Annotated in this window: 24 protein-coding genes; 20 read left to right on the forward strand and 4 right to left on the reverse strand. The window is 64.7% G+C overall.

Features of this window, described 5'->3' with window-relative positions; translation table 11 throughout:
• Positions 1-101: 101 nt before the first annotated feature.
• From GGD62_RS21025 to GGD62_RS21040, 4 genes are all read right to left on the reverse strand, one after another.
• Complete coding sequence (locus GGD62_RS21025; protein WP_183709980.1) at positions 102-737, reverse strand: MarR family winged helix-turn-helix transcriptional regulator; 636 nt, start codon at positions 735-737, stop codon at positions 102-104.
• A gap of 855 nt (positions 738-1,592) precedes the next feature.
• Positions 1,593-2,918, reverse strand: coding sequence for a flagellar protein export ATPase FliI (gene fliI, locus GGD62_RS21030; RefSeq protein ID WP_179739275.1), 1,326 nt, complete (start codon positions 2,916-2,918; stop codon positions 1,593-1,595).
• 42 nt (positions 2,919-2,960) lie between these two features.
• A complete protein-coding gene (gene flgF, locus GGD62_RS21035; RefSeq protein ID WP_018318430.1) occupies positions 2,961-3,689 on the reverse strand; it encodes a flagellar basal-body rod protein FlgF in 729 nt (242 codons plus the stop codon).
• A gap of 3 nt (positions 3,690-3,692) precedes the next feature.
• On the reverse strand, positions 3,693-4,478 hold the full coding sequence (locus GGD62_RS21040; RefSeq protein WP_183709983.1) for a DUF1217 domain-containing protein: 786 nt from the start codon (positions 4,476-4,478) through the stop codon (positions 3,693-3,695).
• 143 nt (positions 4,479-4,621) lie between these two features.
• On the opposite strand from GGD62_RS21040, the gene motA reads away from it, so the two are divergent.
• From motA to GGD62_RS21140, 20 genes are all read left to right on the forward strand, one after another.
• Positions 4,622-5,518 (forward strand): flagellar motor stator protein MotA, encoded by an 897-nt coding sequence (motA, locus tag GGD62_RS21045; RefSeq protein ID WP_028145751.1) that lies wholly within the window; start codon positions 4,622-4,624, stop codon positions 5,516-5,518.
• The gene (locus GGD62_RS21050) at positions 5,515-6,456 is read left to right on the forward strand and encodes a flagellar motor switch protein FliM (protein ID WP_183709985.1); all 942 of its coding nucleotides are present in this window, start codon (positions 5,515-5,517) and stop codon (positions 6,454-6,456) included. The genes motA and GGD62_RS21050 overlap by 4 nt, the downstream gene beginning before the upstream one ends.
• The gene (locus tag GGD62_RS21055; RefSeq protein ID WP_092253783.1) at positions 6,437-6,751 is read left to right on the forward strand and encodes a hypothetical protein; all 315 of its coding nucleotides are present in this window, start codon (positions 6,437-6,439) and stop codon (positions 6,749-6,751) included. Before GGD62_RS21050 ends, GGD62_RS21055 begins: the two co-directional genes overlap by 20 nt.
• 76 nt (positions 6,752-6,827) lie before the next feature.
• On the forward strand, positions 6,828-7,217 hold the full coding sequence (fliN, locus tag GGD62_RS21060) for a flagellar motor switch protein FliN (RefSeq protein ID WP_183709988.1): 390 nt from the start codon (positions 6,828-6,830) through the stop codon (positions 7,215-7,217).
• Positions 7,218-7,219: 2 nt separating this feature from the next.
• Positions 7,220-8,260 carry a flagellar motor switch protein FliG gene (locus tag GGD62_RS21065; RefSeq protein WP_018318436.1) on the forward strand — a complete coding sequence of 347 codons (1,041 nt, stop codon included), beginning with the start codon at positions 7,220-7,222 and terminating at the stop codon, positions 8,258-8,260.
• A 13-nt stretch (positions 8,261-8,273) separates the two neighbouring features.
• Positions 8,274-9,359: a flagellar biosynthesis protein FlhB gene (gene flhB, locus GGD62_RS21070; protein WP_183709990.1), complete on the forward strand. Its 1,086-nt coding sequence runs from the start codon at positions 8,274-8,276 to the stop codon at positions 9,357-9,359.
• Between the two features lie 64 nt (positions 9,360-9,423).
• Positions 9,424-9,825, forward strand: coding sequence for a flagellar basal body rod protein FlgB (flgB, locus tag GGD62_RS21075; protein ID WP_018318438.1), 402 nt, complete (start codon positions 9,424-9,426; stop codon positions 9,823-9,825).
• Positions 9,826-9,836: 11 nt separating this feature from the next.
• Positions 9,837-10,253, forward strand: a complete 417-nt coding sequence (flgC, locus tag GGD62_RS21080) for a flagellar basal body rod protein FlgC (protein ID WP_028145745.1) — start codon at positions 9,837-9,839, stop codon at positions 10,251-10,253.
• A gap of 2 nt (positions 10,254-10,255) precedes the next feature.
• On the forward strand, positions 10,256-10,585 hold the full coding sequence (locus GGD62_RS21085) for a flagellar hook-basal body complex protein FliE (RefSeq protein ID WP_183236968.1): 330 nt from the start codon (positions 10,256-10,258) through the stop codon (positions 10,583-10,585).
• 17 nt (positions 10,586-10,602) lie between these two features.
• Positions 10,603-11,391 (forward strand): flagellar basal-body rod protein FlgG, encoded by a 789-nt coding sequence (gene flgG / locus GGD62_RS21090; protein WP_018318441.1) that lies wholly within the window; start codon positions 10,603-10,605, stop codon positions 11,389-11,391.
• A 13-nt stretch (positions 11,392-11,404) separates the two neighbouring features.
• Positions 11,405-11,881 (forward strand): flagellar basal body P-ring formation chaperone FlgA, encoded by a 477-nt coding sequence (gene flgA / locus GGD62_RS21095; protein WP_018318442.1) that lies wholly within the window; start codon positions 11,405-11,407, stop codon positions 11,879-11,881.
• Positions 11,878-13,008, forward strand: coding sequence for a flagellar basal body P-ring protein FlgI (gene flgI, locus GGD62_RS21100; protein ID WP_038950160.1), 1,131 nt, complete (start codon positions 11,878-11,880; stop codon positions 13,006-13,008). The genes flgA and flgI overlap by 4 nt, the downstream gene beginning before the upstream one ends.
• Before the next feature lie 67 nt (positions 13,009-13,075).
• Complete coding sequence (locus GGD62_RS21105; RefSeq protein WP_183709992.1) at positions 13,076-13,843, forward strand: MotE family protein; 768 nt, start codon at positions 13,076-13,078, stop codon at positions 13,841-13,843.
• On the forward strand, positions 13,844-14,551 hold the full coding sequence (gene flgH / locus GGD62_RS21110; protein ID WP_183709995.1) for a flagellar basal body L-ring protein FlgH: 708 nt from the start codon (positions 13,844-13,846) through the stop codon (positions 14,549-14,551). It begins immediately after the preceding gene.
• Between the two features lie 42 nt (positions 14,552-14,593).
• Positions 14,594-15,037, forward strand: a complete 444-nt coding sequence (locus GGD62_RS21115; protein ID WP_183236965.1) for a flagellar basal body-associated FliL family protein — start codon at positions 14,594-14,596, stop codon at positions 15,035-15,037.
• A complete protein-coding gene (gene fliP, locus GGD62_RS21120) occupies positions 15,034-15,774 on the forward strand; it encodes a flagellar type III secretion system pore protein FliP (RefSeq protein ID WP_018318447.1) in 741 nt (246 codons plus the stop codon). Before GGD62_RS21115 ends, fliP begins: the two co-directional genes overlap by 4 nt.
• A 241-nt stretch (positions 15,775-16,015) precedes the next feature.
• Positions 16,016-16,921, forward strand: coding sequence for a flagellin (locus GGD62_RS21125; protein ID WP_028145737.1), 906 nt, complete (start codon positions 16,016-16,018; stop codon positions 16,919-16,921).
• A 263-nt stretch (positions 16,922-17,184) separates the two neighbouring features.
• Positions 17,185-18,096, forward strand: coding sequence for a flagellin (locus GGD62_RS21130; RefSeq protein WP_018318449.1), 912 nt, complete (start codon positions 17,185-17,187; stop codon positions 18,094-18,096).
• A 330-nt stretch (positions 18,097-18,426) separates the two neighbouring features.
• The gene (gene fliF / locus GGD62_RS21135) at positions 18,427-20,052 is read left to right on the forward strand and encodes a flagellar basal-body MS-ring/collar protein FliF (RefSeq protein ID WP_183709997.1); all 1,626 of its coding nucleotides are present in this window, start codon (positions 18,427-18,429) and stop codon (positions 20,050-20,052) included.
• Positions 20,049-20,741, forward strand: a complete 693-nt coding sequence (locus GGD62_RS21140; protein WP_183236964.1) for a hypothetical protein — start codon at positions 20,049-20,051, stop codon at positions 20,739-20,741. The genes fliF and GGD62_RS21140 overlap by 4 nt, the downstream gene beginning before the upstream one ends.
• Positions 20,742-20,747 lie beyond the last annotated feature (6 nt).

Consider the following 20,747-nt stretch of genomic DNA (forward strand, 5'->3'; position numbering starts at 1 on the left):
TGTCCGGGACAGGAGGGAACTGCATGCGTCGTTCAGAGACCGACGCTGCGAAGTTGTCCGCGGGCTGTGCCGCAACCACTCGCGCGGAAATTGCGTGCGCCTCAGCCCTGGCTTGCCATCCGCGCGCGGTCGAGATGCTCCTCGATCTTGGGGCGGTCGCGGGTGCGCTCGAAACTGGTGCACAGCAGTTCGGTCTCATCGAGCGAGACCGGAGCGCGATACAGCCGGCACATGAATTCGGCGCTCGCGCGTCCTTTGGAAATAGCCGGGCCGCGTTCGGCGAGAAACATGCAGTCGCGGCAGACGCTGGCATCGAGCCGCTGATGGGCCGCGTCGAGGTGATTGAGAACTTCGCGGAGCGAGTCGCGCAGCCTGACGCATTCGTCGTTTCCAAGCGAGGTGACCGCATTGACCACGTGATTGATCGGGTCGTGCTGGTTCAGGCATTTCTCGCCCTGGGCGGTGACGTGCAGGACGACAGAACGCTTGTCCTCTTGCGACGGCTTGCGCACCAGAAAGGATTTGCTCTCCAGCGTTTTCACGATCTGCGATGCAGTTGCTCTGGTGGCGCCGATGAAGCCGGCCAGCGCGGACGGCGTGCGCGAAAACCTGTTGGCGCGGCCGAGAAAGCGCAGCGCCATCCATTCGCGATCGCGCAATCCATGCTGATTGCCTTCGAAATACCAAGCCCTCGCCGCCTGAACCAGCAGCTCGACGGCTTCCCGTGCCAATGGCATGAATCTACCTCGTCCCCGGAACTTCGTCTGCGGCGCCCCGAAGCCGCTTTGCATCCTGGCCCGCGAAACCTTCGAAAGACATCGAACGGCTGCAGCTGTCCGGCGAATGCGTCGTGTCGCGCTCTCGTTCGTAGGAACGAATTATAGCGCGGCCGACCTGGACCGATGCGCGTCGCGCGCTTCGGAGTGACGAACTGCGTCGTTGGCATGCCAACAGCGTCGTCGCACGGGAGCCCGAGTTGCCGTCGCCAGCAGACGATGGATCGGAATAGTTCAACCGAAGCCCCTGAGTTCAAGTCACACGCAGACGTTTCTTATATTCCGTCGAAACGATGAATGAGCTTCTCAACAAAATCAAGTAGAGACGCTCGCGGAGCCCAGATGTCGTTGCAGGCGAATGTAACGTTCAAGACAATCTCGCTCATCGGGACACATGATAGTGAACGCAATACGCTGTCCGGCAAGCAACATGCACTCAACTCTGCGACGCCATGATTGCACGGCGTTCTGCTGTCCATGATCGACGCAAATTGATCGAAGCTTGTGCATGACGACGATGAGTTCGGCAGGTCATCCACAACTTGTGGGTGGAGCCGGAGAATCGTCAAGGGAACTCGGAGGAATTACACGCGCCGGTTGTTGATCGTTTGCTCGCAGAATCGCCGGTGCGGTCGCTTCCGGCGCGGTCGTCCGCTGCTCTCACCCGAGTGGTGGCCGCGCTCAGGGCGGAAAACCGGCGACGGCCGTGCGGCGCATGCGCCGGCGGCGTGGCGGCATGCGCAATCTCCTGTCGAAAACAACGGGCAGGAGCAGGATAGCGGCGCATGTTGCGGGCGGTCGCGGCTTCTCGCGCTGCTATTCGCCCTTGAGCATGTCTCGCAGCTCGCGGAACGGATCGGCACTCGGCGGAGCCGAAGCGTCCTGCCGCATCGCGCCGTAGATTCTCGGAACCATGTCGACCGCCTGGTCGAGGCCCGAATCACGTCCCGACTGATAGCCGCCCATCAGGCGAAGGTCGCGCGTGTCCTCGTATTTGGCGATCAAGGCGCGCAGCTTGCTGACCAATTCGCGCTCTTCGGGATCCCAGACGTTGTGGGCGAGGCGCGAGACCGAAGCCAGCACGTCGACAGCCGGATAGCGCGCCTGGTCGGCGATGTGCCTGGAGAGCACGATGTGCCCATCGAGCGTGCTGCGGATGGTGTCGGCGATCGGCTCGTTGTGATCGTCGCCGTCGACCAGCACCGAGAAGATTCCGGTGATGGTGCCGGCACCTTCCTCGCCGGGCCCGGCGCGCTCCAGAAGGCGTGGCAGATCGGTGAAGACCGTCGGCGCGTAGCCGCGCGCCACCGCAGGCTCGCCGGCGGCGAGCGCGACCTCGCGGGCGGCGTGGGCGAAACGCGTGATCGAATCGACCATGAGCAGCACCGATTCGCCCCGGTCGCGGAAATATTCCGCGACCGCCATGGCCGTCTTCGGCGCCAGCCGCCGCATCATCGGGCTTTCGTCTCCGGTCGACACGATGGTGACGGCGCGCTGGCGATCGTTGCCCAGCACGTCCTCGATGAACTCGCGCACCTCGCGGCCGCGCTCGCCGACCAGGGCCAGTACGACGGTGTCGAAACCCTGGCTGCGGGCGAGCATCGCAAGCAGCGTCGATTTGCCGACGCCGGAGCCGGCAAAGATGCCGACGCGCTGGCCGGCGCAGATCGGTGCGAACAAATCGATGACGCGTACGCCGGTGCGCAGCGGCTTGTGCACGCGTGCGCGCTTCATGGCCGAGGGCGCCTCAGCCTCCGCCGAGACCGCCTGTGGGCCCGGCGTGAGGGGCCCCAATCCATCCAGCGGCGCGCCGAGGGCGTTGATGACGCGACCCTTCCAGCTCGGATCGGGCGCAAAGGACAAGGGCGGCATCCGGTAGGCGACCGAGCCGAGGCCGCCGGCGAACTGCCGGTCGAACGGCTTGGCGATGATGCCCTCGCTGTCGATTCGCACGACTTCGCCGATCTGCGGCTTGCCGCCCGAATTGACGCCGATGAGCTCGCCGAGCCTGACGAAGCGCGACAGGCCGGAGACACGGAAATGCGTCGGCGCGATCTCGGAGATCGCGCCGCTGACGCTTGCCAGGGGAGTGCTCTGCTGAAGCTCCAGCAGCGCCCACTCGAGTTGCCGAAGAGCGTTCAAGGAAACCGTCCAACCTCAATCTCAATGCGCGCGGGGCGCGGTCTACTTGCCGGGTTCGCCCAGCGTCCGGATTGCGTTCTGCAGCGAGCTTTCGGTGCCCTCGATCATCGAATTGGTGCCGTCGAAGGCACGCGAGGCCGCGATCAGCTTGGTCAATTCCATCATCGGATTGGCGCCGGAGCCCTCGACATAGCCTTGCTTGAAGCCGTCGCGGGAGAAATCGGCGATGGCGCTCGCAGGCCGGTCCGGCGTCACGCCGGAATTGCCGTAGCGCTCGAGATTGGCGTCAGCGGGAATGTTGAACAGGCCGATGGTGCCGATCTCGTTGTTGTCCTGGGTGATCGCGCCGCTGCGCGAGATCGAGATCGGTCCGCCGTTCGGGTCCAGCGTGATCTGCGCGCCGCCGGAATCGACGACGGGAAAGCCGCTTACGGTCTGAAGATCGCCGTTGGCGGCGATCTGGAGCCGGCCGTCGCGGGTATAGACCGTGCCGTTGGGACCTGCGAAGGCGATCCAGCCCTGGCCGACCACGGCGACGTCGAGCGGATTGCCGCTCTCGGTGATGTTGCCTTGCTCGCGCGAGATGATGTTGTCGCCGGGCGAGGAGAAGGCGACCGGGTTTGCGCCGGCCTTGGACAGCACGGTCTCGAACTTCACCACGTCGGTGCGGAATGCCGCCGTGTTGACGTTGGCGACGTTGTTGGCGATCGTCTGGAGGCGCTTTTCGAGGGCGACCTGGGCCGACAATCCCACATAGAGGGCCGATTGCATGGTCTACTTTCCGAACCGGAGGGACTGAAGTTTCGAGAGCATGTCGATATCCATACTGGCCGAGCTGGCACCGCCGATCAGGACCAGCGCGGGATTGGTCGAATTGTCGCTCTGGGCCTGGGTCGCATCCCACATCGCCGCAAAGCGCTGCACGAATTTGGTGACCTTGGCCGGGTCCTGGAAATCGGTAAGCCTGACCCTGTTCGTGATCATCTTGGCCTGGGCGTCGATGTCGGCCGCGCTGATCGTCGAGGGCAGGCCCAGCGCGGTCTGCACCACCTGCGTCAACGCCTTGTCCGCGAGCACCTGGTAGGCGGTCGTGATCGTGGACGCCTTGCGGGTGAAATAGAGCGCCAACCGCAGACCCTCGTTCTGGTCGCCGGCCTTCTGCTCCATCGTCTGCGTGACGTAATGGGTCGCCGTCCCGGTCGTCGCCTGGGTGGTCTTCGTGGCGTTGCTGCCGAGGGCGGCGAAATTGAAGGCGGTGGCGAATTCCCGGTAGCGGGTGTCGGTCAGCTTGTTGGCGAAGGTGTTCTTGTTCCCGACACCCTCGGTCAGCACCTTGCGCATGAACGCCTTGGCGTAGGTCATATCGCTGAGGCCAAAGGCCTTCATCGCGTAGGAATAGAGGCGATAGTCCTTCAGGAAGTCGTCGATCGTCTTCACGTTGCCAATATGGCTCAGGAAATAGTCGGTCTCGCGGCTGACGTCCGGCTGTGTCGCGACCTGCGTCAGCGACTTGCCCATGTCCTTGGTCAGTCTGGTGTAGTCCGCGATGGTGGATAGCATGACACGCGCCCCTCTGGCCGCTGTTGCGACGCCGCCCCAAGCTGCCGCCGATTGCTTGCGCGGGGCTGGCGAGGCGGGAAGCCAGCTTCGCGCAAGGCTCGCCGACTAGATATTCCCGGTGGGATTGGCGATGGAGCGGCGCGTTGGGCAGTTTCGTGGGGATTTTCATCACGGTAGCGGCGCTGCTCGGCGGATTTGCCGCCATGGGCGGGCATCTGGCCGTGCTCATGCAGCCGTGGGAGTTCGTGATCATCATGGGGACCGCGGTCGGCACCTTCATCGTCGCCAATCCGTGGAAGACGGTGGTGGATACCGGCGTTGCCTGCATGCAGGCCATCACCGGCGCGGTGCCCGGCCAACGCTATTACCTCGATCTGCTCGGCGCGCTCCACGCCCTGATGCGCGAGCTCAGGGGCAAGGGCCGCAACGAGGTCGAGGCCCATATCGACGATCCCGCGTCCTCCGAGATCTTCAAGGCGTTTCCGAGCGTGCTCGGGGATCCCTCGCTGCTCCAGTTCATCTGCGACTACGTCCGCCTCATCATCATGGGCAACGCGCGCACGCACGAGATCGAGGCGCTGATGGACGAGGAGATCCACACCATCGTGAAGAGCAAGCTGGCGCCCTATCATGCGCTGGTGACGGTGTCCGAGGCGCTGCCGGCGCTGGGCATCGTCGCCGCCGTGCTCGGCGTCATCAAGGCGATGGGCGCGCTCGACCAGTCGCCGAAGCTGCTCGGCGGCTTCATCGGCGCGGCCCTGGTCGGCACCTTCGCCGGCATCTTCCTGTCCTACGGCGTTCTTTCGCCCTTCGCGATCAAGATCAAGATGACGCGCGAGAAGAAGTGCCGGCCCTACATCATCGTCAAGCAGACGCTGCTGGCGTTCATGAACGGCGCCATGCCGCAGATCGCCGTCGAGCACGGCCGCAAGATGATCGCGAGCACCGAGCGGCCGTCGATCGACGTCGTCGAGAACGAGACGATCGCAGGTCCCAAGGCCGTCGTCACCGAGCCCGAACCCAAGGCTGCCCGCGCATGATGATGGAAGACGTCGAGGTCGATCAGCGCAAGCAGCTGCCGAACTATCTGCTGGACGCGGCCGGCATATCGATCGAACGCATGCCGATGCTCAATGTGATCTTCGATCGCATGGCGGCATCGTGTACCGACAGCCTGCAGCCGATGGCGGGAACGCCGTGCTATTTCTCGGTCAACGGCATCACCAACGATCCCCTCGGCGACATCATCAAGGACTACGAGGGCAACGCGGTCGCGGCGGTGCTCTATGCCGAGCAGTGGGACTCGCGCGTCATCATCATGCTGGACCGCGACTTCGTCTTCACGATGGTCGAGGCGATGTTCGGATCCGACGGCGCGGAACCGCCGCTCGATGTCGAACGCACTTTCTCGAACATCGAGATCCGCCTGGTCCAGGCACTGTTCGAGCGGTTCGCCAAGGCGCTGCAAAACGCCTTCGCCGGCACGTCGAACGTCACCTTCCGCGTCGAGCGGGTCGAGACGGCGATGGCCTCGCTGGCGATCGGACGCGCCAGCAACATGTCGATCTGCGCGAACATGATGGTGCAGGCACTCTACCGCGGCGGCCAGATGTTCCTGATCATTCCGCACTCCGCGCTCAACCCGCTGCGTCAGAAGCTTGCAACGGTCACCGCCAGCGACGGTCGCGCGACCGATCCGCGCTGGCGCGAGCAGATGGAGAGCGAGGTCCACCGGACCGAGGTGACCCTGAGCGCGGTGCTCGACGAGAAGATGATTTCGCTCGAGGACGTCGTGAAGTTCAAGGTGGGGCAGGTGCTCGAGCTCGAGGCGACGCCGCGCACGCTGGCCCGTCTCGAGAGCAACAACCAGGTGTTGTTCTGGTGTCAGATCGGCCAGCTCGATGGCTATTACGCCATGCAGGTGGCCGATCCCGTCGATCAGAAACGGGAGTTCGTCGATGATATCCTATCTCGTTGATGCCGTGCTGCTGATCGCGCTCGCCTTCACCAGCATGCGGGTGACCCGCATGCACCGCGAGCTGGCGCGGCTGCGCAGCTACCAGGGCGAATTCTCCACCATCGTCCACGAGACCGCGGGCGCCTTCGACACTGTCATCACCGCGGCGCATGATTCCACCGCCAATCTCGGACGGCTCGCCAACGTGCTGACCACCAAGATCGATCAGGCTCACGAAGCGATCGCGGCGCTTGACGCCCGCAGCGGGCTCGCGCCGGCCGCGACCGCAGGTGGCGCTGAGGTGAACAAGCACTGAAGCGAGAGCCGGCAGAACCAATACGAGCGGAACGCCGAGGCGTTCCGGGAGCGGAAATACCAAGAGGCGATACCAGATGGCGCAATCCTTCGACTATGACTCTGCCACGCGAGCACCTGCCGCCGACGAGGGGCATACCGACACGACTCCGCTGGAGCGGCTCGCGGAAATCGCCGCGCGCACGGCGGAGGAGAGCGGCAAGTTCGGCAATGTCGATGCCATCCTGCGTATTCCTGTCACCATGCAGGTGGTGCTGGGATCCGCGACCATTCCGGTGGCGAACCTGATGAAGCTCGGGCGCGGCGCGGTGGTTCCGCTCGACCATCGGGTCGGCGAACCCGTCGACGTCGTCGTCAACGGCCGCATCGTCGCCCGCGGCGAGGTGGTCGTCGTCGAAGAGGACAATTCCCGCTTCGGCGTCTCGCTCACGGAGATCGTCGGACCGCTGGGGCAGGGTGACAGCTGACCATGGCGGCACAGGTCGGCATCGCTCCCGTCAAGCAGCGAGGCGTTGCCACGCTGGGCGGTACGGAAAAGGTCGCGGCGTTGCTGCTGGCCATGGGCCGGCAGGCGGCCGCGAGCGTGCTTGCGCAATTCGAGCCGCAGGATATTCGCATCGTTACCAAGGCCGCGGCCGAGCTGCGGCCGATCACGGCGCAAGAACTCGAATCCATCGTCGAGGAGTTCGCCCAGCAATTCTCGATGGGCGCGAACATTCTCGGCACCCTCGGTGGCCTCGAGGCCGTGCTCGGCGACGTGCTTCCAGCCGACCAGGTGTCGGCGATCATGTCGGACCTGCTCGGCAATTCGAGCCGGTCGGTGTGGGACCGTGTCTCGTCGGTGTCCGAAAATTCGCTCGCGAGCTACCTGTCCAAGGAGCATCCGCAGACCGCGGCGCTGATCCTGTCCAAGGTCAAGCCGGCCTGCGCCGCCAAGGTCATGAGCCAACTGCCCTCGAGCCTGCGCAACGAATTGATGCGGCGCGTGCTCAGCCTCAAGCCGATCGCCGACGACGCCATGAGGGTGCTCGAGAAGACGCTGCATGAGGATCTGACGCTGAACTTCGCCCGCAACCTCGGCGCCGACACTTACGCCCGCGTCGCCGACATCATCAACAAGATGGAGCGCGGACATATCGAGGACATGCTCAAGAGCCTGTCGGAGAAGCGGCCGAAGTCGGCCGAAGTGCTGAAGGAGCTGCTGTTCACCTTCGACGACGTCATCAACCTGGCGCCGAAGGCGCGCACCATGATCTTCGACCAGGTACCGACCGATCGCATCGTCGTCGCGCTGAAGGGCACCGACAAGCATTTCCGCGAACTGATCCTGTCCGCGGTCGCCTCGCGCGTCCGCCGCGTCGTCGAGCACGAGCTCGCCATCGGCGAGCCGTCGAACCAGCGTGACGTGCTGGAGGCGCGCCGCGTCATCACCGACCTCGCGCTCGAGCTCGCAGAGAAGGGTGAAATCGAGCTCAATCCCGACCAGGAGGATGAGCTGGTCTTCCGCTGACCGCTGAACGGGCATGGCAGAATCATCCGATCAGGAGAGCAAGACAGAAGAGCCGACCGAGAAGAAAGTCCGTGATGCGCTCGAACAGGGCAAGATCCCGGTCTCTCGGGAGGCCTCTATTTTCGCCTCGATGGCCGCGCTGATGGTCATTCAGGCGTTCCTGATCGGCCAGGGCGTGCAGCAATTGACGCCGACGTTGAAGAACCTGCTGGACGATCCCGAAGGCTTCCCGCTCTCGACCGGCGCGGACGCGCAGAACCTGCTCACCGTGGTCGGCCTCCAGGCATTGCGCTTCCTGGTGCCGCTGGTCGTCACCCTCGGCGCGTTCGGGCTCGCCGCCTCGCTGCTGCAAAACGCGCCGCGCCTGGTGCTGGAGCGCATCAAGCCCGACCTGTCGCGAATCTCTCCGATCAGCGGCTGGAGCCGTCTGTTCGGAACGCAGGGACTGGTTGAGTTCGCCAAGTCGCTGTTCAAGCTGGCCGCGGTGACCTCCGTGGTCGCCTTCGTGCTGCGCGCATCGGAGGCGAAGGCGTTCGAGGCGATGTACACCGATCCGGTTGCGCTGCCGGAGATGATTCTCAACATCGCGATGCGGATCGTCTCGGCGATCTGCATCGCGACCATCGTCCTGGTGGCGATCGATCTCGCCTGGGCACGCTTCCACTGGCGGCGCCAGTTGCGCATGACCAAGCAGGAGATCAAGGACGAGCACAAGCAGGCGGAAGGCGATCCGCTGATCAAGGCGCGCTTGCGCTCGCTGGCGCGCGACCGCTCGCGGCAGCGGATGATCGCGTGCGCATCGCGCGCGACGCTGGTGATCGCGAACCCGACGCACTTCGCGATCGCATTGCGCTACAAGCGCGAGGAAAATCCCGCGCCGCTCGTGGTGGCCAAGGGCATGGACGTGATCGCGCTGAAGATCCGCGAGGTCGCCGAGCAGAACCGGATTCCGGTGATCGAGAACAAGGCGCTGGCGCGCGCACTCTACGAGGCGGTCCAGGTCGATCAGGTGATCCCGGCGGAATTCTTCCGCCCCGTCGCCGAGATCATCTACTTCCTCCAGTCGAAGCAGGCGTCGCGCACCGAGAAGGTCCAGTAGAATTCAGAGGACGACGTCCGGCCCAACAGCCTGACGAAAGCTTAACGCCCTAGGCTTCTCCCGAATGGACCAGAACGGGGCTGTCGTGGGACCGCTTTATCTCTTCGAACTCGCATCGTCGCAGGCGCGGTACCTCGAGCTCCGCCAGTCGACCATCGCCACCAACGTCGCCAACGCCAACACGCCCGGCTTCAAGGCGCGCGACGTCGAGCCCTTCAACAAGGTGCTCGACGGCTTGCCGGTGAGGCTTGCGATGACGTCGCCGTCGCACATGCAGCTGGCCGCGGCCGAGACCGACACGCGGGCGACCGCGAAGAAGGACAGCTGGGAAGTGGTTCACTCCGGCAATTCGGTCAGCCTCGAGCAGGAAATGATCAAGGGCAGCGACGTCAGTCGCGATTACTCGATGAACTCGGCGATCGTGCGGTCTTTTCACCGCATGCTGCTGTCGAGCGCGAAGAGCTGAGGTGAATTGAGATGCTGGACTCACTGCAAGCGTCGCTGACGGTCGCGAGCTCCGGGCTCGAAGCGCAGTCGACGCGTATGCGCATCGTCTCGGAGAATCTGGCGAACGCGACCTCGACGGGGCGCACCGCCGGCGCCGATCCCTATCAGCGCAAGACGATCACCTTCGATGCTGCGATGGATCGTGCCTCGGGCTCGCAGCTGGCGAAGGTCAAGGAGATCGGGGTCGACACCACGCCGTACCGCGTGGAGTACGACCCGGGACATCCCGCTGCCGACAAGGCAGGCTACGTCAAGCTGCCGAACGTCAACATGATGATCGAGATGGCCGACATGCGGGAAGTCAACCGGTCCTATGAAGCCAATCTCCAGGTCGTGAAACAGGTGAGGTCGATGCTCGGCATGACCATCGACCTCTTGAGGAGCTGACAATGCTTGAGGCAATTTCATCCACTGCGATTTCCGCCGGGCAAGCGGCGAGCCGTGCGACCGAGGCGCAGGCCATCTCGCCGGCGGCTCCGACCGCCATTCAATCCACCGGCGATGTCGGCTTCGAATCGGTGATGAAGCAGGTGACGACCGACGCGATCGGGACGCTGAAGGCAGGCGAAGCGGCGTCGATCTCGGCGATGCAGGGCAAGGAATCGACGCGCAAGGTCGTGGAGGCGCTGATGTCGGCCGAGCAGGCCTTGCAGACGGCGGTCGCGGTTCGCGACAAGGTCGTGCAGGCCTACCAGGAAGTCGTCCGGATGTCGATTTGATCTGAAGGAATGAAGCTGTGAAATCGCTCGCCATTGCGGCCACGGGCATGAACGCCCAGCAGACCAACATCGAAGTCATCGCGAACAATATCGCGAACATCAATTCGACGTCGTACAAGCGTGCCCGCGCCGAGTTCACCGATCTGTTCTACCAGATGGACCGCATGCAGGGCGTCGCGAACGTCAACGGTTCCTCGCCAATCCCGGAAGGCGCCAATCTCGGTCTCGGCGTCAAGTCGGCCGCGATCCGCAAGCTGCACATCCAGGGCGCGCTGACGCAGACCGGCAACCCCTACGATATGGCGATCAACGGCCGCGGCTGGTTCCAGGTGCTCGGTCCGAACAACGAGGTGCAATACACCCGCGCGGGCTCGTTCAACACCAATGCCAACGGCCAGCTCGTCACGATCGACGGCTATCTGCTGGATCCCGCGATCACAATACCGCAGGGCACGGTCGAGGTCACGGTCAACCAGACCGGCCAGGTCTTCGCCAAGCTGGATACCGAGGTGAACCCGCGCCAGATCGGCCAGCTCAACCTCGCCAACTTCGCCAACGAGGCGGGCCTCGAGCCGCTGGGCAGCAATCTCTACAAGGAGACCACGGCGTCGGGCACGCCGGTCGTCGGCCTGCCGGGCGATTCCGGATACGGCAAGATCAACCAGAAATGGCTCGAAGCCTCGAACGTCGACCCGGTCAAGGAAATCACCGAGTTGATCTCGGCGCAGCGCGCCTACGAAATGAATGCCAAGGTCATCCAGGCCTCGGACGAAATGGCCCAGACAGTATCGAAGGGCATGCGCTAGTTCCGGTGTCTCGATGTTGAACAGGGTGGGCCTGATCGTGCGCGGGTTGGCCGCCGTGCTGCTGGTTCTGGCTTCGGTGCGCCTTGCCATGGCCGAGGAGAAGCGGCTTCCCGTGCCGGCGGTTGCGATCCGCGCCGGCGAGCTGATCCGGGACGACATGATCACCGAGCGCGCCTTCGCGCCGAGCCTGCTCGGCGTTGCCATGTTTGTCGAAGGGCGCCAGGTCCTGGTCGGCCGCATGGCGCGGCGCGCGCTGTTGCCGGGCCAGCCCATCCCAACCAACTCGGTGGAAGACCCCTGGACCGTCGCCCGCGGCGCCATGGTCAAGGTCGTGGTGGAAGACAGCGGCCTGTCCATCGTCACTTACGGCTCGGCGATGCAATCGGGTGCGTCCGGCGCGCTCATCCCGGTGCGCAATACGGATACCGGGGTGATCATCAGGGGCGTGGTCCAGCCAGACGGCACCGTGAAGGTCGTGGACGGGTCATGACCAGGATCCTGCTTGCGCTCGTCCTGCTGCTTTCGGCCGCCAGCGCCCATGCCGCCGTCCGCATCAAGGACATCGCGGACATCAAGGGTCTGCGCGAAAACCAGATCGTCGGCTACGGCCTCGTCATCGGCCTGAACGGCACCGGCGACACGCTTCGCAACGCGCCGTTCACGGAGCAGTCCCTGCAATCGATGCTCGAGAACATGGGCATCAACGTCAGGAACGAGACCACGAGCACCAACAATCCGACGCGACCGACGACGCTGCGCACGCGCAACGTCGCGGCCGTGATGGTGACTGCGGACCTGACGCCCTCGATCGGGCCTGGCGAGCGCATGGACGTGACGGTGTCGTCGCTCGGCGATGCGACGTCGCTGCTCGGCGGTACGCTGGTCATGACATCGCTGCGTGCGGCGGACGGTGCCGTCTATGCGGTGGCGCAGGGCGCGATCACGGTCGCCGGTTACAGCGTCGGAGGCCAGGCGCAGAACGTCAGTCAGGGTACGCCGACGGCCGGGCGCATCCCGAACGGTGCGCTGGTCGAACGCGAGGTGCAGGGAAGTCTTCATGAGATGGAGTTCCTGGTGCTGCAGTTGAAGAACCCCGACTTCGTCACCGCAACGCGCATCCTGGACGCCATCAACCGCTACGCCGGTGGACGCTACCGCGCGCAGATCGCCTTCGAGCGCGACTACCGCACCATCGTGCTGTCGAAGCCGCGCCACATCGGCCCTGTCCGCTTCCTTGCCGAGATCGGCGAACTGACGGTCGAGCCTGACACGCCGGCACGGGTGGTGATCAACGAGCGCACCGGCACTGTCGTGATCGGGCGCGACGTGCGGATATCGACCGTCGCCGTGACGCACGGCAATCTGACGGTTCGTGTCACGGAGATGCCCGTGGTGTCGCAGCCGGCGCCGTTCTCGCGAGGGCAGACCGTGGTGGTCCCGCAGACCGTGGTCGAGGCCAACGAGGCCGGATCTCAGGTGGCGATCCTCAGCGGGGTCGATCTCCAGCGCCTGGTGCGCGGGCTGAACCAGATCGGCCTGAAGCCGTCGGGCATCATCGCGATCCTGCAGGCGATCAAGACGGCTGGTGCGCTCCAGGCCGATGTCATCGTCCAATGATGCGCAAGCGTCGTGCAAGCTTGGTCGCTCAATGCTCGTGTCTCCACCGAGAATCGCACGCCGCCCGATGCTGAAGCTGGATCACAAAGCCAAACTCTTCCTGCTGGTTGCGGCATCCGTGCTCGCGGGCGCATCGCCCGTGCTGGCCCTGGATGAGGCCAAGCAATCGAAGCCGCTCAACCTGCTCTCCTTCGCGCGCGCCCGCGCCTCCGGCCCGCAGAAGCCGCAGCCGGTCACGGCGATGCCTGGCGACGATGCGTCGATCCGGGCGACGGCATGGGCGGCCGAAGACCAGGGACCTGCGACCACCGGCGCGGTGCCTGCTTCCCAGACGCCAGCGGCTGCACCTGCACCACCACCGGCACGTCCGGCCAAGCCCGGCAGCGTCACGGCGCCGCCGAAACCTGCGCCGCCACAGGCCGCGGTATCCGCGGACAATGAAGTCGCCCTGTTCTGCAGCAACGTCGCCGATCTCGCCGTCGATGCGAGGCTGGCCTGGCAGCTCAAGGAGCTGGAAAAGGCCGAGAGCCTGCTGCGCGAGCGGATCGCCGAGGTCGAGGCCAAGCGCGTCGAGTACGAGAAGTGGATGGCGCTGCGCGATGACTTCCTGAAGAAGGCCGAAGCCAGCGTCGTCGAGATCTATTCGCGCATGAAGCCCGAAGCTGCGGCGACCCAGATTGCCGGCATGGCGGACGAGACCGCCGCCGCCGTGCTCGCCAAGCTCAGCCCGAGGAATTCGAGCGCGATCTTCAACGAGATGGATACGGCACGCGCGGCGCACCTCGCCGACCTGCTTGGCGGAATGCGTCGCGTGGATGACGGAAAGACCAAATAGATGAAGAAGCCGATCCTCATCCTCTCGCTCGTGCTGGCGTCCGTGCCCTTGGCCGGATGCTTCCATGATCCGTCCGAGGTCCTGACCGGCCCGCAAATGTCGCCGGTCGGCAGCGGCCTCCGGACCCAGGCCGATCCGATCCCGGTGACGCCGCGCATGCGCACGCCTGTCAGCTATCGCTCGACCTGGGACGACGGCACCGATCTCTACCGCGATCCCCGCGCCCGGCGCACCGGCGACGTCGTGACCGTGATCATCTCGATGCAGGACAAGGCCAAGCTCGACAACAAGACCGGCCGCTCGCGCGATTCGCAGGTCAAGTTCGGGCTCGACTGGCTGATGGATGTCGCAGGGTGGAGCGACAAGGGATCGGCCAACGCCAATCTCAGCACCAACACCCAGATCAAGGGCAACGGCCAGATCGACCGCACCGAGGACATCAAGCTCTCGATCGCGGCCATCGTCACCGACGTGTTGCCGAACGGCAATATGATGATCAGCGGCTCGCAGGAGTTTCGCGTCAACACGGAGATGCGCGTGCTCAACGTCGGCGGCATCGTGCGTCCGCGCGATATCTCGCGGGCCAACACGATCTCCTACGACAAGATCGCCGAGGCGCGCGTGTCCTATGGCGGTCGCGGAAATCTGTCCGACGTGCAGCAGCCTGGATGGGGACATCGGATCTATGACGCCGTGGCACCATTCTGAAGTCCGCGCCGGTCTGGCCGCGCCGCGAGGGCAGGGGACGTGATGCGCCTGATTGCGGCCATCGTGGTGCTGACCCTTGTCGCGATCGGTGCGGGCGCGCTGGCCGGGCTGCATCTGTTCGCGGCCGCCGAGCGCGTCGCCGACGCGAAGAAGACCGCCACGCCGCCGCCGCTTGCCTCGAGCTACGCCGGCAGCGCGCGGCTCAGGAAGCTGTCCCCGATCGTGACCAATCTGTCCGCGCCGGCCAACAACTGGGCCCGCATCGAGGCCTCCATGGTGACCGAGAGCATGAGCGACGAGGATGCCGGCATCCTGGCCGCCCACATCAGCGAGGACATCGTCACCTATCTGCGGTCGGCGACGGTGACGCAATTCGAGGGATCGCGCGGGCTTCAGCATCTGCGCGACGACCTGACCGAGCGCGCCAATATCCGCTCGTCGGGCAAGGTGCGCGAATTGATCATTGAGACCCTGGTGATTCAGTGAGAGTGAAAATCCTGCTGCTCGCGTTGGTCCTGGTCGTGCTGCCCGAAGTGGCGCTCGCCCAGATTCCGGACCTCAACTCGCTGCTGCCGCCCGGAAACGGCTCGACCAGCGGCCGGATCATCCAGCTGATGGCGCTGATCACGGTGCTGTCGGTGGCGCCGGGACTGCTCATCATGGTGACGAGCTTCACGCGATTTGCGGTGGCGCTGTCGTTCCTGCGCGCCGGCCTCGGCCTGCAGACCACGCCGGCCAACCTGGTGCTGATCAGCCTCGCGCTGTTCATGACCTTCTACGTGATGGCGCCGACCTTCGATCGCGCCTGGGAGACCGGCGTCCAGCCGCTGATGAAGAACGAGATCTCGGAAGAGCAGGCCTATCTGAAGATCACGGATCCGTTCCGCGAGTTCATGCTGGCCCATGTCCGCGACAAGGATCTCCAGACCTTCGAGTCGCTCGCCGCGGAGAGCTTTCGCAAGAAGTTCGACGACAAGCGCGTCGATTTGCGCGTCATCATTCCGGCCTTCATGATCTCCGAGCTGAGGCGCTCGTTCGAGATCGGATTTCTCATCATCCTGCCGTTCCTCGTCATCGACATGATCGTGGCGACGCTGACGATGTCGATGGGCATGATGATGATGCCGCCGACGATCCTGGCGCTGCCGTTCAAGATGCTGTTCTTCGTGCTGATCGACGGCTGGAATCTGCTCGCTTCCGGACTGGTGCGCTCGTTCTCGTAGCGGCGGTGACCGGCGGCCCGGCGCGTTATGGTTAGCGGAAAGTAATATTAACCATATGATATTGCTGCGGAATTAAGGCCGATCTTAATCCGCCGGCAAGATTCGACGTGTTAGCAAGGCGTCACGGCGGGTTGGACCTCACCCACATCAGTCCAAAGGCATGATGCCGCCCCTCCGTACCGGTGCAAGTCCGGTATGTCCCCTGATGAAAATGTAACGCGTACATAAAGGGACATTCGCAATGTCAAGCCTGCTCACGAACTCGTCCGCCATGACCGCGCTCCAGACCCTGCGGTCTGTCAGCTCGCAACTCTCGACCACGCAGAGCCGGATCTCCACCGGCCAGCGCGTGGCTACCGCCGCCGACAACGCCGCCTATTGGTCGATCGCGACCTCGATGCGCGCCGACAACGCCGCGCTCTCCGCCGTCTCCGACTCGCTCGGTCTGTCGGCCGCGACCGTCGACACCGAGTACACCGCTCTGAACAAGGTCCTCGGCGACAGCAACTCCGGCCTGACCAAGCTGCAGTCGCTGCTGGTCGAAGCCAAGACCGCCGGTATCGATCGCAGCAAGATCCAGTCGGAAATCACTCAGATTCAGCAGGACATGAAGAACGTCGCAAGCGCGGCGACCTTCAACGGCGTCAACTGGCTGAGCACGAACGCCTCCACGCCGACGACCGTCAATCTCGTGTCGTCGTTCTCGCGTGTCGGCTCCACGCCGACCACCAGCTCGATCACGGTGACCGTCGCCAACTACTCGCTCTACACCTCCAGCACGGGCGGCATCCTCGACACGGTGAGCGGCAGCGCGTCGGTCGACAGCCTCAACATCGGTGCGCTGACCGACTCGGCTGCTGACCAGACCATTCTCGATGGATACATCGCGAAGGTCACCGCAGCGATCGGCACGGTGTCTTCGGGCGCCGCCAACCTCGGCGCCATCAAGAACCGTATCTCGAACAACTCGGAGTTCGTGAAGTCGCTGATGGACTCGGTGGATCGCGGTATCGGTCAGCTCGTCGACGCCGACATGAACCAGGAGTCCACCCGCCTGGCGGCCCTCCAGGTCCAGCAGCAGCTCGGCGTTCAGGCGCTCTCGATCGCCAACAACAACAGCCAGAGCATCCTGTCGCTGTTCCGCTAAGCCTTCGACGATCTCGGGAGGGCCGCGCTTCTTGCGAAGCGCGGCCCTTTCGTTTGCCTGACCCGCGCACCGTGATTTCGGCTGCCCTGTTGCAGCGGGGGCACAGCGCCACAAGCCCCGCACAAGCTTCGCCGGCTAGTCTGGCCGTTACGACGGATTGGGTTTACGCGCATTTCCGCAGCCCAAAGGCATGATGCCGCCCTGTCGTACCGGTGCAAGCCCGGTATGTCCCCATCCAATCTGTTTTCAAAGGGACATCAAAGATGGCTTCCAGCCTGCTTACCAACTCCGCTGCAATGACTGCGCTCCAGACCCTCCGGAATGTCAGCGCCAGCCTGCAGACCACCGAAAACCGCATCTCCACCGGCCAGCGCGTCTCGACCGCTTCGGATAACTCGGCCTATTGGTCGATCGCGACCTCGATGCGCGCCGACAACGCCGCGCTCTCCGCCGTCTCCGACTCGCTCGGTCTGTCGGCTGCGACGGTCGACACCGAATACACCGCTCTGAACAAGGTCATCGGCGACCAGAACTCCGGCCTGACCAAGCTCCAGGCGCTGCTGGTCGAAGCCAAGACCGCCGGCATCGACCGCACCAAGATCCAGGCCGAAATCACCCAGATCCAGCAGGACATGAAGAACGTGGCCAACGCGGCGACGTTCAACGGCGTCAACTGGCTGAGCACCAACGCGTCCACGCCGACCACCGTCAACCTGGTGTCGTCGTTCTCGCGCGTCGGCGGCACGCCGACGATCAACACCATCACGGTGACGGTCGCCAACTACTCGCTCTACACCGCGACCACGGGCGGTATCCTGGACACGGTGACCGGCAGCGCGTCGGTCAACACCATCGGCATCGGTTCGCTGACCGACTCGACGGCCGACCAGACCATCCTCGACGGCTACATCGCGCAGGTCACCACCGCGATCAACACGGTCAGCCAGTCCGCCGCCAACCTCGGCGCCATCAAGAACCGCATCTCGAACAACACTGAGTTCGTGAAGTCGCTGATGGACTCGGTGGATCGCGGTATCGGCCAGCTCGTCGACGCCGACATGAACGCGGAATCGACCCGGCTCCAGGCGCTGCAGACCCAGCAGCAGCTCGGCGTTCAGGCGCTCTCGATCGCCAACCAGAACAGCCAGAGCATCCTGTCGCTGTTCCGCGGCTAAGCGGCGCTTTCGAAAACGACCGTGCTCCCTTAAGGGAGCACGGTCCCCGCCGTGACCGGCGGAGGTGGCGGCACCAGACGCCCGCAATCGATCTCCCGCCGTTGAATTTCATGCGATACGCCGCGGCCGATCGTGCGGCCATGCGTCCCGGCGCACGTAGCCGCTGGCCCGATTGCCTCGCCAGGGCTTCTTGTAAAGTAGGCCTTCTTGTAAGCCTTCTTGTAAAATTGCAACGCCTCGCCTGCGAACTGACACATTCGTGTCCTCGCGCAACCTTCAGACAAGGTTGGCAGCGGAGTGTCCCGTACGTTCGCATTGGTACGAGGTCATATGCTCAGTCGTGCGCAGGTACAGCAACTGCTCAACAATCTGCTGGAGCTTGGGCCGCGACGCCTGATGGCCTTGGGCCTGATCGGTTTTGCCGTTCTCGTGACCGTCGTCGGCGGCGCGTACTATCTGAGCCGGCCTGAATTCGAGACGCTCTATACCGGCCTCACGCGCGAAGACGTGACGCGCATGGGCGCCGCGCTGCGCGAGCAGAACATCACCTTCGACGTCAATACCGCCGGCGACGCGCTCTCGGTGCGCCCGAGCCAGACCATGCAGGCGCGGATGCTGCTGGCCGAGAAGGGGCTGCCGACCAGCGCCAATTCCGGCTACGAGCTGTTCGACAAGATCGGCTCGCTCGGCCTGACCTCGTTCATGCAGGAGGTCACCAAGCTCCGGGCGCTGGAAGGCGAGATCGCGCGCACGGTGCAGTTGATGAAGGGAGTCAAGGCGGCGCGGGTGCATATCGTGCTGCCGGTGCGCGGCTCGTTCCGCGCGACGCAGCAGCCGCCATCGGCATCGGTCGTGCTGCGCACCGATGGCGCGATCGAGGCCCGCACCGCGCAGTCGATCCGCCATCTCGTCGCCGCCGCCATTCCGGGCATGAACCGCGACAAGGTGACGGTGCTGGATGCCGACGGTTCGATGCTGCTCGCCGAGGAGGACGAGGCGAGCGCCGCCCCGACCAAGATGGCGAGCCTGCAGAAGACGGTCGGCGGCATGGTGCAGGAGAACATCCGCAAGGCGCTGACGCCGTATCTGGGCCTCGACAATTTCGAAGTCAGCGTCGCGCCGCAGCTTTCCACCGACAAGCGGCAGATCAACGAGACCGTCTACGATCCGGAGAGCCGGGCCGAGCGTTCGGTGCGGAACGTGCGCGAGAAGGAATCCTCGCAGAACGCCGACCGTTCGACGCCGACCACGGTGCAGCAGAACCTTCCCGATCAGCAGGTCAACGCCGGCGGCGGCAAGAACTCCAGCGAGGACAAGACCCGCCGCGAGGACATCACCAACTTCGAGGTCTCGTCCAAGACCACGACGACGGTGAGCGACGGCTATTCGGTGAAGAAGCTCTTCATCGCCGTCCTGGTCAATCGGGCGCGGCTGGTCGCCGATCTCGGCGACAAGAGCAACCAGGCCATCGTCGACAGTAAGCTCGCCGAGATCAGCCAGCTCGCGGCGACGGCCGGCGGACTGGACAAGCAGCGCGGCGACCAGATCCAGGTGACGGCCGTCGACTTCATCGAGGGCTCGCGCGAGCTGGCGCCGGTGCCGCCGATCAGCTTCGTCGAGATGATCAACAAGCAGCTCGGCAGCGTCATCAACGCGGTGACGATCCTGGCCGTCGCGTCGATGCTGGTCTGGTTCGGCTTGCGGCCGGCGGTCAACGGCATTCTGACCCATCGCGCGGAGCAGGAGCAGGTGGAGGCCGCCGAGGCCGCTGAGATCGAGGCTGCTGCGGCCCTTGCATTGGCCGAGAGTCAGGACCCCGAGCTCAATCTCGTCGAAGATCTCGAAGGCAAGATGCAGCGAACGCCGCAGAAGCGACTGGAGCAGATCGTCCGGCTCGACCAGGCGCAGGCCGCAGCGATCCTTAAAGACTGGATGCGACGCGAGGAGGCGGCATGAACGCGGCAATCGGAAAGTTCCTGACGCAGTTCGACGCGAACGGCCGGGCCAAATCACCGCCGCCTCCGCCGCCCAGGATCCAGGACGTGCTGACGAGGCCGAAGGAGGTCATGCGCGAGCCTTCGCCGCAGCCCCAGGCCCATTCGCAGCCGCTGCCGCAGTCGCCGTCTCCGGCGCCGAAGGCGGAAGCGCCGCCGGCCAATGTCCTGGACGACGCCTACCGCCGCGGTCATGCGGCCGGCGTCGCGGAAGGCGACGCCAGGCTTGCCGAGGAGCGCGTCCGCAGCGCGATCCGGCTCGGCGAGGAGCGCGCCAAATGGTCCGACCAGCAGGCGGTTGCGATCGTCAGCGGCTTCGAGACGGCTTGCCGCGAGATCGAGACCAACATCGCAAGCTCCGTGGCGCGGATACTGCTGCCGTTCCTCACCGAGGCGGTCCGCGACAAAGCGATCGGATCGCTGGTCGAGCAGATCGCGGCGCTGACCGGCAACTCGTCGGTGCCGGCGTTCAAGGTCACCGGCCCGAGCGAGTTGCTCGACCTCGTGAAGACGCAGCTCGAGGCGTCCAGGCGCACCGGCATCGAGTACGAGGCTGCCGACACCCTGGAGGTTCGCGTCGTGGCCGACCAGACCGTGATCGAGACGCAGATCACGGCCTGGAGCGAACGTCTGAAGGAAGCACGCCGGTAACCCGCC

The organism is Bradyrhizobium sp. ERR14, assembly GCF_014198235.1.
Lineage (GTDB): Bacteria > Pseudomonadota > Alphaproteobacteria > Rhizobiales > Xanthobacteraceae > Bradyrhizobium.

Coding starts and splice junctions, on each gene's coding strand:
- GGD62_RS21025 (WP_183709980.1), bottom strand. CDS start 737: ATGCCATTGGCACGGGAAGCCGTCGAGCTGCTGGTTCAGGCGGCGAGG.
- flgF (WP_018318430.1), bottom strand. CDS start 3,689: ATGCAATCGGCCCTCTATGTGGGATTGTCGGCCCAGGTCGCCCTCGAA.
- GGD62_RS21040 (WP_183709983.1), bottom strand. CDS start 4,478: ATGCTATCCACCATCGCGGACTACACCAGACTGACCAAGGACATGGGC.
- GGD62_RS21050 (WP_183709985.1), top strand. CDS start 5,515: ATGATGATGGAAGACGTCGAGGTCGATCAGCGCAAGCAGCTGCCGAAC.
- GGD62_RS21055 (WP_092253783.1), top strand. CDS start 6,437: ATGATATCCTATCTCGTTGATGCCGTGCTGCTGATCGCGCTCGCCTTC.
- fliN (WP_183709988.1), top strand. CDS start 6,828: ATGGCGCAATCCTTCGACTATGACTCTGCCACGCGAGCACCTGCCGCC.
- GGD62_RS21065 (WP_018318436.1), top strand. CDS start 7,220: ATGGCGGCACAGGTCGGCATCGCTCCCGTCAAGCAGCGAGGCGTTGCC.
- flhB (WP_183709990.1), top strand. CDS start 8,274: ATGGCAGAATCATCCGATCAGGAGAGCAAGACAGAAGAGCCGACCGAG.
- flgB (WP_018318438.1), top strand. CDS start 9,424: ATGGACCAGAACGGGGCTGTCGTGGGACCGCTTTATCTCTTCGAACTC.
- flgC (WP_028145745.1), top strand. CDS start 9,837: ATGCTGGACTCACTGCAAGCGTCGCTGACGGTCGCGAGCTCCGGGCTC.
- GGD62_RS21085 (WP_183236968.1), top strand. CDS start 10,256: ATGCTTGAGGCAATTTCATCCACTGCGATTTCCGCCGGGCAAGCGGCG.
- flgA (WP_018318442.1), top strand. CDS start 11,405: ATGTTGAACAGGGTGGGCCTGATCGTGCGCGGGTTGGCCGCCGTGCTG.
- flgI (WP_038950160.1), top strand. CDS start 11,878: ATGACCAGGATCCTGCTTGCGCTCGTCCTGCTGCTTTCGGCCGCCAGC.
- GGD62_RS21105 (WP_183709992.1), top strand. CDS start 13,076: ATGCTGAAGCTGGATCACAAAGCCAAACTCTTCCTGCTGGTTGCGGCA.
- flgH (WP_183709995.1), top strand. CDS start 13,844: ATGAAGAAGCCGATCCTCATCCTCTCGCTCGTGCTGGCGTCCGTGCCC.
- GGD62_RS21115 (WP_183236965.1), top strand. CDS start 14,594: ATGCGCCTGATTGCGGCCATCGTGGTGCTGACCCTTGTCGCGATCGGT.
- GGD62_RS21125 (WP_028145737.1), top strand. CDS start 16,016: ATGTCAAGCCTGCTCACGAACTCGTCCGCCATGACCGCGCTCCAGACC.
- GGD62_RS21130 (WP_018318449.1), top strand. CDS start 17,185: ATGGCTTCCAGCCTGCTTACCAACTCCGCTGCAATGACTGCGCTCCAG.
- fliF (WP_183709997.1), top strand. CDS start 18,427: ATGCTCAGTCGTGCGCAGGTACAGCAACTGCTCAACAATCTGCTGGAG.
- GGD62_RS21140 (WP_183236964.1), top strand. CDS start 20,049: ATGAACGCGGCAATCGGAAAGTTCCTGACGCAGTTCGACGCGAACGGC.